The sequence below is a fragment of the Intestinibacillus sp. Marseille-P6563 genome (assembly GCF_900604335.1).
Taxonomy (GTDB): Bacteria; Bacillota; Clostridia; order Oscillospirales; family Butyricicoccaceae; genus Butyricicoccus_B.
Genome location: NZ_UWOD01000002.1, coordinates 843834 through 855800, shown reverse-complemented (window position 1 = coordinate 855800; position 11967 = coordinate 843834). Strand labels below are relative to the sequence as shown.

The 11967-nt window shown below is 55.3% G+C and carries 12 protein-coding genes; 8 read left to right on the top strand and 4 right to left on the bottom strand.

The genetic code is table 11. The features are described from left to right. Nucleotides 1-146: 146 nt before the first annotated feature. Genes EFB11_RS12315 through EFB11_RS12300 form a run of 4 tightly spaced genes read left to right on the top strand, consistent with a single transcriptional unit; the run spans nucleotide 147 to nucleotide 2912 of the window. Nucleotides 147-1415: a glycoside hydrolase family 10 protein gene (locus EFB11_RS12315; protein WP_122790496.1), complete on the top strand. Its 1269-nt coding sequence runs from the start codon at nucleotides 147-149 to the stop codon at nucleotides 1413-1415. 17 nt (nucleotides 1416-1432) lie between these two features. Further along, the gene (locus tag EFB11_RS12310) at nucleotides 1433-2158 is read left to right on the top strand and encodes an acyl-[acyl-carrier-protein] thioesterase (protein ID WP_122790495.1); all 726 of its coding nucleotides are present in this window, start codon (nucleotides 1433-1435) and stop codon (nucleotides 2156-2158) included. A gap of 21 nt (nucleotides 2159-2179) precedes the next feature. Next, the gene (locus EFB11_RS12305) at nucleotides 2180-2485 is read left to right on the top strand and encodes a hypothetical protein (protein WP_122790494.1); all 306 of its coding nucleotides are present in this window, start codon (nucleotides 2180-2182) and stop codon (nucleotides 2483-2485) included. Next, a complete protein-coding gene (locus EFB11_RS12300) occupies nucleotides 2475-2912 on the top strand; it encodes a HEPN domain-containing protein (RefSeq protein ID WP_122790493.1) in 438 nt (145 codons plus the stop codon). The genes EFB11_RS12305 and EFB11_RS12300 overlap by 11 nt, the downstream gene beginning before the upstream one ends. Before the next feature lie 30 nt (nucleotides 2913-2942). Here EFB11_RS12300 and rsmI read toward each other — a convergent pair whose 3' ends face one another. Beyond that, nucleotides 2943-3782 carry a 16S rRNA (cytidine(1402)-2'-O)-methyltransferase gene (gene rsmI / locus EFB11_RS12295; protein WP_122790492.1) on the bottom strand — a complete coding sequence of 280 codons (840 nt, stop codon included), beginning with the start codon at nucleotides 3780-3782 and terminating at the stop codon, nucleotides 2943-2945. Between the two features lie 144 nt (nucleotides 3783-3926). After that, nucleotides 3927-4730 carry a glycosyltransferase family 2 protein gene (locus EFB11_RS12290; RefSeq protein WP_122790491.1) on the bottom strand — a complete coding sequence of 268 codons (804 nt, stop codon included), beginning with the start codon at nucleotides 4728-4730 and terminating at the stop codon, nucleotides 3927-3929. A 157-nt stretch (nucleotides 4731-4887) separates the two neighbouring features. Between EFB11_RS12290 and EFB11_RS12285 the strand changes: the two genes are divergently transcribed. Next, the gene (locus EFB11_RS12285) at nucleotides 4888-5886 is read left to right on the top strand and encodes an acyltransferase (RefSeq protein WP_164706761.1); all 999 of its coding nucleotides are present in this window, start codon (nucleotides 4888-4890) and stop codon (nucleotides 5884-5886) included. 46 nt (nucleotides 5887-5932) lie between these two features. On the opposite strand, the gene EFB11_RS12280 is transcribed toward EFB11_RS12285, so the two are convergent. Together EFB11_RS12280 and EFB11_RS12275 are read right to left on the bottom strand one after the other, a co-directional pair. Further along, nucleotides 5933-7075 (bottom strand): Gfo/Idh/MocA family protein, encoded by a 1143-nt coding sequence (locus EFB11_RS12280; protein ID WP_164706760.1) that lies wholly within the window; start codon nucleotides 7073-7075, stop codon nucleotides 5933-5935. A gap of 88 nt (nucleotides 7076-7163) precedes the next feature. Continuing rightward, on the bottom strand, nucleotides 7164-8207 hold the full coding sequence (locus EFB11_RS12275; protein ID WP_122790488.1) for a LacI family DNA-binding transcriptional regulator: 1044 nt from the start codon (nucleotides 8205-8207) through the stop codon (nucleotides 7164-7166). Between the two features lie 298 nt (nucleotides 8208-8505). On the opposite strand from EFB11_RS12275, the gene EFB11_RS12270 reads away from it, so the two are divergent. The 3 genes from EFB11_RS12270 to EFB11_RS12260 are packed head-to-tail and all read left to right on the top strand — an operon-like array spanning nucleotide 8506 to nucleotide 11956. Then, nucleotides 8506-9474 (top strand): substrate-binding domain-containing protein, encoded by a 969-nt coding sequence (locus EFB11_RS12270; RefSeq protein ID WP_122790487.1) that lies wholly within the window; start codon nucleotides 8506-8508, stop codon nucleotides 9472-9474. 60 nt (nucleotides 9475-9534) lie between these two features. Continuing rightward, nucleotides 9535-11019: a sugar ABC transporter ATP-binding protein gene (locus tag EFB11_RS12265; protein WP_122790486.1), complete on the top strand. Its 1485-nt coding sequence runs from the start codon at nucleotides 9535-9537 to the stop codon at nucleotides 11017-11019. A gap of 1 nt (nucleotide 11020) precedes the next feature. Next, nucleotides 11021-11956 (top strand): ABC transporter permease, encoded by a 936-nt coding sequence (locus EFB11_RS12260; protein ID WP_122790485.1) that lies wholly within the window; start codon nucleotides 11021-11023, stop codon nucleotides 11954-11956. Nucleotides 11957-11967: the final 11 nt, after the last annotated feature.

The window sequence follows — 11967 nt, the reverse complement described above, 5'->3', positions numbered from 1 at the left end:
CTCCGAACAAAACCATGATACCTTCTTTCTGGAACAGCGTCAATACCCCTTGTCAAGACACAGACAAAATGGTAGGATAAAAAGAAAGGCAAACGATAGTTTGCCCGACGTTTTCCATTTTAACCGAACCGTAGAAAGGGAACCTTATGAAAAAACTTCGCAACATTGTAGCTGCGGCTCTCTCTTTGGCGCTTTTGCTGCCTGCCACTGCCCAGGCTGCGGATACCGAAGAACGGATGCGCGGCGTGTGGGTCTCTTCGGTGTATAATCTGGACTACCCCAGCAAAACCACCACTTCGGCCGACACCCTCAAGCAGGAAGCCGACACCATTCTGGACAATACCGTCAAGGCGGGACTCAATACCGTGTTTTTGCAGGTGCGTCCCACCTCAGACGCCTTGTATGACTCGGACATCTTCCCCTGGAGCCACTGGCTGACCGGCAAACAGGGCACTGCTCCGGAAAACGACTTCGATCCGCTTGAGTATTGGGTCGAAGCCGCACACGAGCGCGGACTGGAACTGCACGCCTGGATCAACCCTTACCGCGTCACACGGGATAAGAACTGGGACGAACTCGACCCGTCCAACCCGGCCAAGGTCCATACCGATTGGACGGTCAAATACTCGGACGGCAACTATTATTATGACCCCGGCATCCCGGAAGTACGCGAACTGGTTGTGGACGGCGCAGCCGAGATCGTAGAAAACTACGATGTCGACGGCATCCACCTGGACGACTATTTCTATCCGGGCACCGACTTCAACGATGCAGCGACCTATCAGAAATACGGCGCAGATTTTGACAACATCGATGACTGGCGCCGTGATAACGTCAATACGCTGGTTGCGATGCTGGATGAAGAACTGCACGACATCGACCCGGACATTGAATTCGGCATCAGCCCGGCGGGCGTCTGGGCCAACCAGTCGACCGACCCGCGCGGCTCTGCGACCAACGGCGGCAACGAAAGCTATGTAAAGGCCTATGCCGACAGCCTGGCCTGGATTGAGGCTGGCACAGTCGATTATATCATCCCGCAGATCTATTGGGAGATCGGTCACCCGTCGGCAAACTTCGCTACTCTGACCGATTGGTGGATCGAGCAGACCAAGGACACCGATGTCAAGCTGTATATCGGTCTGGCGGCATACAAATGCCATGACGCCAATCCGCCGACCTGGCCCACCACCGAACCCATCTTTGAATCGCTGGAATATCTGGCCGCACGGTCCGATGTTGCAGGTGAAGTCTTTTTCCGATATGGCTCGCTGACAACCGTGGATGGCCTGTTGAATGATCTGACCGAGTGGTACAGTCAGGACCATACCCCGGAGAACGCATTCCCCACCCACGAAGAAGTACTCACCTTCGCCGGGGCGTTTACCCTGTTTCTCAATGCCTTGATCCGCTAAGGGAGGCGAACCGGATCATGATTCAGTTTTTAGAAAAGGATTATCCGCTGACATTTGGCCACATCGATAACCACGGCATTGCGCGGCCATCGGCGCTGTTCGACATCATGCAGGACGCGGCGACCGTGCATGCCGATGCGCTGCACCTGGGCCGGGACGATTTGCAGGCGCTTTGGGTGCTCTCGCGCCTGCACTGCCAGATGGCCCGGCCGGTCGATGTACATGAGACCATTCAGGTCAAGACCTGGTGCGCGGGCATCAAGGGCGCGACCTGGCTGCGTGCGTTTGAACTGCGGGTCGATGGTGTGTGCATCGGCCAGGCGCTGTCCAGTTGGGTGGTGCTCGACCCGGTGCATCATCACATCCTGCGGCCTACCCAGATCCCGGCGGCTCAAAATTATCTGGCCCTGGTACCCGGCCAGTGCCCGGCCGTGCCGGGCAAGCTGGCCTGCGGCGTGCTGCATGAGCATCACGTCCACACGGTGCGGTATTCCGATTTGGACATCAACGGCCATATGAACAACGTCAAGATCGTAGACGTGGTATGCGACGGTCTGGAACTTGACCGCCGGGAGAATACGTTTGTAGCCGAGATACAGGTCAATTATACGGCCGAATGTATGCCGGGCGAGGCGATCACGCTGTCGGTCGGCGAACAGGAAGGCGGGCTGACCTGCGTCTTTGGCACGGTCGACGGCAAGAGCCGCTTTGAAGCCGCCGCACGGCTGGCTTCTTTCGCATAAGACACAAAGGAGGGAACGACGATGGACGACAAGGAAAAAAACGAACTGCTCCACGGGCTTTTGGAACTGTGCAGCCCGGAAAAGGTCATTTTGCATGGCGCCAAGCGGGGCTTATCCAGCGGACGGCTCAAAGCCGCTAGCTTGTGCATCGTGGTGCCCGACTGTGATAAATCCGAAGTGCTCCGGCGGCTGTATCTGCATATGCCGCTCGATGTACAGATCAACATCAATCTGTATACCCATGCGGAATGGCAGGAGCTGAGCGAAGACCCGGACAGTTATGCGGCATGGATCGCCGAGAAAGGTACGGTGCTGTATGAGTCGTAGCCGCAAGGGCGGACGGGACAGCATGTACTATTACAAGTGGCTGGACAAAGCACTGTGTGATTTGCAGGCAGCGCGCATCCTGCTGACTTGGGGCGGGGACCCGTCCAATATCGCATTCCATTGCCAGCAGGCCATCGAAAAGGCGCTCAAAGGCTATCTGCTCTTTCGGACGGGCCGCCATTTCGATGGACACAATCTGACATACCTCTGCCGCCAAGCTGTGCAGGCCGATGAACGGTTCACCGAATGGCTGGATGAAAGCGCGGCCCTCAACAATCTGTACATCGAAACGCGGTACCCGACCGACCTGCCGCTCGACCTAAGTGAACGGCAAGTACGGCGCTATCTGCGCATGGCCGAAGATATGTTTGCAGCCATTCGCAAAGAGCTGTACGAAGGCGGGCAGCCGCACCGCATCAAGCGATAAAAAATCCGGACCCATGGGTCCGGATTTTTTTCATTCTTTGAGCGCGGCCTGATAGAGCGCATTCTTTTTGACGCCCAGGTCGGCCGATACCATTTTGACTGCGTCCTTGAGCGTTTCCCCGGCTTCCAGCCGTGCTTGTACGGCGGCCAGCGCGCGTTCCATGCGGTCATCCTCCTGAGGCGGCAGGTCGGGCGCGCCTTCGAGGATGAGCACAAATTCGCCGCGCGGCGCGTTTTCGGCAAAGTAGTCGACCGCTTCGGCCAGCGTCAACCGCAGGGTCTCTTCGTGCAGCTTGGTGATCTCGCGCGAAAGCGAGATGCGGCGCGCATCGCCAAAGGCGGCGCGCAGGTCGTCAAGCGTCTGGCGTAGCTTGTGCGGCGCTTCATAAAAGATCATGGTGCGCTTTTCGTCCTTGAGGGCGTCCAGATGCTCGCGCCGGGCCTTTTTGTTGACCGACAGGAAGCCTTCAAAGCACCAGCGGCCCGTGGGCAGGCCGGAGGCCGCCAGCGCGCACACGGCGGCACAGCAGCCAGGCACTGGGATGACCGGCACATCGTGCTGGGCGCATAGAGCCACCAGGTCTTCGCCGGGATCGGACACCGCCGGGGTGCCGGCATCGGTGACCAGCGCACACGATTCCCCGGCGAGCAGCCGGGCCAGGATCTCTTCGCCGCGTTGGCGGCGGTTGTGTTCAAAATAGCTGACCAGCGGCTTGGATGGAAGCTGCAAAGCGGACAGCAGTTTTTTGGTCACGCGGGTATCTTCCGCGGCGATGAAGTCGACTTCCTCCATCGTCTGGCGGGCACGCGGAGAAAAATCGCCCAGATTGCCGATGGGCGTTGCAACCAGATAAAGTGTGCCAAGCGTCATGATTGGATCTCCTCCCAAGCAAAATAAAAAAAGAACCGCACAGGCGGCTGGTGGGGAAATCCCCTTCTCTTTCCATTATAGGGCCGGGGACACATTTGTCAAGGAAAAAACGCCCTCTGCGGCATGGCAGCAGAGGGCGGAAGGTTAGCTGTGTTCGGCTGTGGATACCAGATAGCGATAGATCTGGGGCTTGAACGGCTCATATAAACCGATGTCGGTATACAGCTGCTTGTAGTAGGGGAAAAGGCTGGTCTTGACCTTGACGGCATTGAGAAAATTGACTTTGGTGGCCGTGATGCTCTTGTTGTTTTTGCGGTAATAGTAGATGGGGGTCTCCAGCGCACAAAACGAGTTCGCATAGCGGATGTATTCCAGATTAAATAGGAAATCTTCGCTCCAGGTCATTTCTTCGTTGCAGCGGATGTGATGGTTTTCGATGATGCTGCGGCGGTAGAGTTTGTTCCACATTACGCCATAATAGAAGCTGGCCGGTTCCTCGAGCAGATAGCGTGCCAAATCTCGCTGGGACAGGCACGGACCTTCGTTGAGAAAACCGTGTACGGTTTGTTTTTCACCGTCTACCCGGCAGTAGCGGGCAATGACCATGTCGCAGTCGGTCTCCAGCGCGCGCTCGACCAGCAGACGGGTCGCGTTGCGGTCCAGCCAGTCGTCGCTGTCGACAAATTGCAGATAGTCGCCATGGGCGTGTTCGATGGCATAATTGCGGGTGGCAGAAACACCGCTGTTGGGACGGTTGATGACTGTGATGCGCGGGTCGATACGAGCATACATGTCGCAGATGGGCAGGCTGACATCTTCGCTGCCGTCGTTGACGAGCAGGATTTCCAGATTTTCATACCGCTGTTTGCGGATGCTCTGGATGCAGCCGGCCAAATTGGGCGCCGCATTGTAGATGGGGACCACGATACTGACAAGCGGTGTGGACATGAATGGACTTCCTCCCTAAAAAAGCAGTTTCCTCCATCTTACTCGGGATATGGCATCGCTGTCAAGGCCTTTTCTGACGGGAAAGGCTTGACAGATGCCAGACCGGACAGTAAGATATTATCTGGCTTTTCAGGCCAGCCGGAAAGGAAGAAAGCCCATGAAGAAGAATCTGCATTTTGAGATCATTCGCGCGGTGTCCTGTATCTTGGTCATTGCCATCCATGTGAGCAATATCTACAACCGCAGTTTCCCCGATTTATCCCAGTTCAGCTATTGGACCGCGTTGCTGGTCAATGCCGTGGCCCGGATTTCGGTGCCGCTCTTTTTTATGATCAGTGGTGCGCTGCTGGCCGGAAGGGAACCGGAACTGAAAAAAAGCCTGTACCGCGTGCGAAAATATTTGCTGGTCACAGCCGTTTGGTTTTTGTTCTATCTGGTGTGGACGACCACCTATTTGCAGACCCCGTATTCGTTCCGCAAGGTGCTGGCTACGCCGCCGAGCACCCATCTGTGGTTTTTATATGCGATTTTGGCCATCTATATGGCGCTGCCGCTGATTCAGGCGCTGGTGCGGCAGCTGACCCCGGCGTTGACTGTCTGGCTGCTTGTGCTGCTGGGCATCGCGGTAGGCGGGGAATACATCCTGTCGTTTACACCGCTGGACGCCAAATACGGCATCCCGCTGGTCAGCGAAGGCCGGTATTTTGCCTCCTTCTTTTTGGGCTATGTGCTGTTCCAGTATCGCGATAAAATCAAACTGCGCACCCGCACCTTGGCAGCCGTGTTGGTCGCCTCGTGCCTGGCCTGCGTATTGCTCACCGGGGGCGCGACGCTGCTCGAAGGCACGCACAACGAACACTTTTTTGAATACCGCAATCCGCTCATTTTTGTGGAATCCGCGGCCGCTTTTTTGCTTTTCCTGCGCATCCCACGCCTGTCCGAAACGCTGACCCGGGTGGTGACACACATTTCGGGCAATTCCTTTGGCATTTACCTGCTGCATGCCGTGTTCCTCAACATCCTGCACAGGGAGTTCCAAATGACCGCCTGGCCGGCTGTTCTGGGCATTCCAGCGTATACGCTTGCGATCTTTCTGGTTACCGATGTCCTCGTCACGCTGCTGCGCAAGGTCAAAGGCGTGCGATATTTCTTTTAAAACACAAAAAGACAGATGCAACAAAATGCATCTGTCTTTTTTTCGATTAGTAGAGCGAAACCCAGGTGTTGCCGTTGCGGTCGGATTCCAGGCAGGCCTGGACAAACCGGATGCCCGCCAGCCCATCGTCCAGGGTGGGATACCGGTAATCGCCCGCGTCGGTGCCTTCCATCTTGGCAATGAGCGTTTTGCAGAAGCTCTTATATACATTGGCAAACGCTTCGTAGAATCCTTCCGGATGACCGGCCGGCAGACGGCACAGCTCGGTGCAGGCATCGTACGAATAGATGCGGTTGGCGGTCAGGGTCTGTACCGGCTGGTTGAGCCGCGCATAGCGGATTTCCATGGGGTTGGTGTGGTTCCATTCGATCGAGCCCTGTTCGCCCAGAACACGGATTTTGACCGCGCAGTCGTAACCGGCTGCGATCTGGGAGGCCCACAGCATACCCGGAATGTGGTTTTCATATTCCAGCAAAATTTGCACATCGTGGTCGAGCGGGGAACCCTTGTAATGGTTCAGGCGCGCCAGGACGCGTTCCAGCTTCAAACCGGTCATCGTATGAATGAGTGCTTCCAGATGGGTGCCGATGTCCGAGCAGCAGGCCGAACCGCCTGCCCGTGCCGGGTTCATGCGCCATTGACCATTGATGCCCGTGCTGTCGAGCGCACTGAGCATGACCCAGTCCTGCGGATATTCGGCAATGATGTTGATGACCGGGCCAATGGCACCCGCTTCGATCATCTCCCGCGCCTGCCGGATGATGGCATACGAAGCATAGGTATAGGTCAGGCCGACCAGCAGACCGCGGCTGTCGGCCAGCTTTTTGAGTTCTTCGCCCTCTTCCAAGGTGTAGCACAACGGCTTGTCACAGACGACGTGAATGTTGTGCTCGAGAAAACATTTTACAATATCGTAATGGGTGTCGGTGGGCGTCACGATAATCACAAAATCAATGCCGTCCTCGCGTTGGGATTCCTTTTCCGCCATCTCGCGGAAGTCGGCATACACGCGCGTCGGGTCGGTGACATCCCACGCCCAGGCAGCCGCGCGGTTCTTTTCCGGATTGCGCGTGAAACAGCCCGCGCACAGGACGGCCATTTCATCCATGGTCGCACCCCGCCGGTGGACGTTGCCGATAAACGCCCCATTGCCGCCGCCGACCATACCAAATCGAAGCTTTCTTTCCATGTCCATTCCTGCCTTTCTGATGCATCAAACGATTTGTGATTTTATTAAAACATGTTCGAATCAAGCTGTCAATACGATCGAACACAAATCAAACAGGATCTGCCGCATTTTCCAGCGAAACCGGCTGGGTCGATTCCCGTTCGATCAGGGAAACCGCAAGGGTGGATTTGACCACCACGTCGTTCGGAATCGTGTGGAGTGCCACCAGACGTTCCACAGCGAGCTCGCCCGAGCGGGCGCGGTTGATGCGCATGGTCGTCAGCGGCGGGGAAACAAAAGTGCTCATGGCGCCGTCATCAAATCCCATGATGGACACATCGCCCGGCACCTGATAGCCCGCCTGCTGCAAGGCGCGCACACAACCGGCTGCAATGATGTCATTGGCAGCCAAAAACGCCGTGGGCAAGGAAGGTTTATCCTGCAAATAGGCCTGCATCTGCCCAACTGCGACCTCATACCGAGGGTCAATGCGCAAGATGTGCTCTTCGGGAACCTTCAGGCCAAAGGCCTGCATTCGGCTGCGGTAGGCAACATAGCGGCTGTACAGACCGCCGATCTCGGTTTCCGCCCGCAGGAAACCGATCGACCGGTGTCCCTGGGCATACAGGTGTTCCAGCGCACGGAAAACGCCGCCCGAGTTGTCGGTATTGATGCCGTTGAGCGGATAATGTTCGAGCAGCAGCGGCATATCCAGCGTCACGATCGGCCGGGAAAAGGCCAACAAATGGGGCATTTGTTCGTCCGAAAGTTCACTCGCCAAAAAAACCACACCCAGCAGGTCGGACTGGGTTTCCAGCGCCTGCAGCAGGCCGGGAAGCTGCTCCGGGGTGGCACTGCTCAGGCTGAATTTGTAGCCCAGTTGGTGGGTGCGCTGCTCGGCGCCATTGAGCAGACCGACAAAGAAATCTTCATTGCGCTCTCGGCTGTGGTTGATGGCAAGATAGCGGATAAATTTAATTTCCCCGTGAGTCAGCGGTTTGCCTGCATTCTCCCGGATGGTATACCCGTTTTCCAGAAGCAGAGCCAGGATTTTTTCCCGGGTCTCTTTGCGTACTCCGGGTTTGTTATTCAGAACCAGCGAAACCGTAGAGGCGGCTACGCCCGCATGCTTTGCAATTTCGCGTACTGTCATCCAATCACCTCGTGGCAAAAAGCCAAAGTCTTTATACCGTTAATGATACTGGAAAGGTGGAAAAATGTCCAGCGCACAACGGCATACGAATACGATTCGTAAAAATCGAACAAATCGAACACATTCTTCTGGGAATATTCCCGAAAAAACGATAAAGAACTAGATATATTTACTATATATAGCCAAAAATGTTTGAATAATTTAACGATATTGACAAGAAAGAACTTCCATGGTTTAATAAGTGCATAAAATTATTCGAACAATTCGAATAAAACAGAAAGGCGAGGAGGAGAAAAAGATGAAACTCTGGAAAAGAATCGCGGCCATGGTATTGGCATCCCTGTTGGCGCTGGGAACGCTGGTAGGCTGCGGCGGAAAAACCGGGGACAACAGTGCTGCATCCGAGGGGGGCAAATACAAAATCGGTGTGGTTCTGAAATCGCTGGCAAACCCGTTTTATGTGACCATGGCAGATGCGATCGAGGCCAAGGGGGAGGAACTTGGCGTAGAGATCGTGTTGCAGGCCCCTGAAAAAGAGACCGATGCCGAAAAACAAATGCAGATCATCGAAAACCTCATCACCCAGCAGGTCGATGCCATTCTTCTGACACCAAACGGATCGACTGAAATGGCACCGGCGGCTAAAAAGTGCAACGACGCCGGTATCCCGATCGTCATCGTCGATACCCGGCTGGACGCTGCTGCTTTGGAAGAAAACGGAGCGACCACAGCGTCGTTCATTGGTTCGGATAACTATTTCGGCGGTCAGCTGGCTGCCGAGGAAATGAAGAAGGCCATTGGCGAAGGAAAGGTCGCTATTCTGGAAGGCATTGGCGGCCAGGAATCGTCGGTCAACCGCGTCAGCGGATTTACCGATAAGGCCGAGGAACTGGGCGGTTTGGACATCGTGGCTTCCCAGCCGGCTGACTGGGACCAGGAAAAGGGCTATACCGTATTCCAGAATATCTTACAGGCCAATCCGGACATCAATGGTCTGTTTGCTGCCAATGATATGATGGCGCTCGGCGCCGTTAAGGCCATTGAGGATGCGGGTCTGGAAGGCAAGATCACGGTCATTGGCTTTGATGCGACCGATGACGCCAAGGAAGCAATCAAGGCGGGCAAGATGCTCGGCTCGATTGCGCAGTCGCCTGCCGATATGGGCACAACCGCGCTGACAACGGCGCTGGATTTCCTGGAAAAGGGTTCGTGTGAGGAGGATATTGCGGTCGAAGTATACATGCTGGCTGCAGATGCGATCGAATAAAGGGCAGAGACAGCCGGGACAAGATCTTGTCCCGGCTGTCATGAAAAAGGAGGGAAGTGCATGGCACCAATCGTGCAAATGGAGCATATCACGGTGGAATTTCCGGGCGTAAAGGCGCTCGATGATGTATCGTTTTCGCTGGAGCCGGGCGAAGTGCACATCCTGCTGGGCGAGAACGGCGCCGGCAAGTCCACCCTGATGAAAGTGCTCTCGGGCGTGTACAAACGCAACGCCGGGACCGTTTGGGTGGACGGACAGGAAGTCCAGTTTTCTGGCACCAAGGACGCCAAAGCCGCAGGTGTCAACATCGTCCACCAGGAACTCAATCTCATTCCCTATTTAACCGTGGCCGAAAATATTTTTTTGGGCCGTGAACCCAAACAGGCGGGGATGATCGCCTGGAAACAGATGTATCAGCAAGCACAGGCTGTGCTCGACCAGTTGGGCGTCGACCTTCCCGCCAAGACGGTTTTGCGCAATCTCAGTGTTGCTCAGCAGCAGATGGTCGAAATCGCCAAGTGTGTTAGTCAAAACTCCAAAGTGATTATTTTCGACGAACCAACTTCGTCGCTGACTGATAAAGAAATCGATGCCCTGTTCCGCATCATCGGCGACTTAAAGGCACATGGTGTGGGAATTGTGTATATTTCGCATCGATTTGAAGAGATCAAGCGCATCGGCGACCGAGCGACCATCATGCGTGATGGCCGCTATATCGATACGGTTGACGTGGCGCAAACGCCGGTCGAGACCATGATTCAGATGATGGTTGGCCGAGAACTCAACGAGATGTTCCCTAAAATAGACGTCCCCATTGGGGAGGTCGTTCTGGAAGCGCGGGACTTTTCCACCAAGGACAAACTGTCCCATTGCTCGCTTTCGGTGCGTCGGGGTGAAATCCTGGGGCTGGCAGGCCTGATGGGGGCTGGACGGACCGAACTGGCGCGCGCGATCATCGGCGCAGACCCCATTACTTCGGGAGAAGTTTACTTAAACGGTGAAAAACTGCGTATTCATTCCCCGCAGGATGCGGTGCGGCAGGGCATCGGCCTGCTGCCCGAGGACCGTAAAAACCATGGCTTGGTGCTGGGGATGAGTGTAGAGGAAAACATCACGCTGGCCAGCCTCAAAAAGACCATGCAAAATGGCATTTTAAATGCGAAAAACGAAAACAAAGCGGCCGAAAAATACCGGGAAGCTTTGAAAATCAAAACGCCGCATTTAAAACAGAAGGTCAAGTTCCTATCGGGCGGCAACCAGCAAAAAGTGGTCATCGGCAAATGGCTCATGACCAGCGGCAAAGTTCTGATCTTTGACGAACCCACACGCGGTATCGATGTCGCCGCCAAGGCCGAAATTTACCGCATTATGGGCGAACTGGCGCGCGACGGCATGGCGATCATCATGATTTCCTCCGAGCTTCCCGAGGTTTTGGGGATGAGCGACCGCATCGCTGTGATGTATGGCGGCACGGTCGTCGGAGAAATGGACCGGGCCGAAGCAACCCAGGAAAAAATCATGCATTTGGCAACAGGGGGATCGTAAGATGAAAAAACTCAGCATCAAAAGCATGTCCAATACCATCGTGGTTCTGGCGGCGCTGGTCGTTTTGTGCATTGCGCTTTCCCTTGCCTCGCCGTATTTTGCCACGAAAAACAATCTTATCAACATTGTATTACAGGCTGCGATCAACGCAACACTGGCCTGCGGCATGACGTTCGTCATTCTAACCGGTGGTATTGACTTGTCGGTCGGTTCCATTGTAGCGTTTGCCGGCATCCTGCTCGGCGTGATGCTCAAAGCCGAAATCCCCTTGGCCATGGCGCTGCTCGGCTGTGTACTTATTGGTGGTATCTGCGGTCTGGTCAATGGTCTGCTCGTCACGCGCATCAATCTGCCGCCCTTTATTTCAACGCTTGGCATGATGTCCATTGCCCGCGGCGGCGCACTTTATATTGCAGACGGCCGCGCGATTTCCGGCTTTTCCGGTAAACTCAATTATATCGGCAGCGGCACGATTTTAGGCATTCCGGTAATGATTCTGATTATGGCGCTGACCTTTTTGATTGGGTTGTTTGTGCTCAAATTCACCCGCGCCGGGCGGTATATTTATGCCATTGGCGGCAATGTGGAAGCAACCCGTTTGTCGGGCATCAACACCAACCGGTATACCACACTCGTTTATGTGATCTGTGGTCTGACGGCTGGTCTGGCGGCCGTGCTGCTCACCTCCCGTCTGGACTCGGCGCAGCCGGTTGCGGGCGAAGGCTATGAACTGGACGCCATTGCGGCAACCGTCATCGGCGGCACCAGCTTGTCGGGTGGCGAAGGCAAACTCTCGGGCACGATCATTGGTGCGCTCATCATCGCTGTGCTCAACAATGGTCTGAACCTGCTCAATGTATCGTCTTATATCCAGCAGATCGTCATTGGTCTGGTCATCATTTTGGCGGTCACGTTTGACCGCATCCGCAGTAAGTAAAAGGAGGAAAG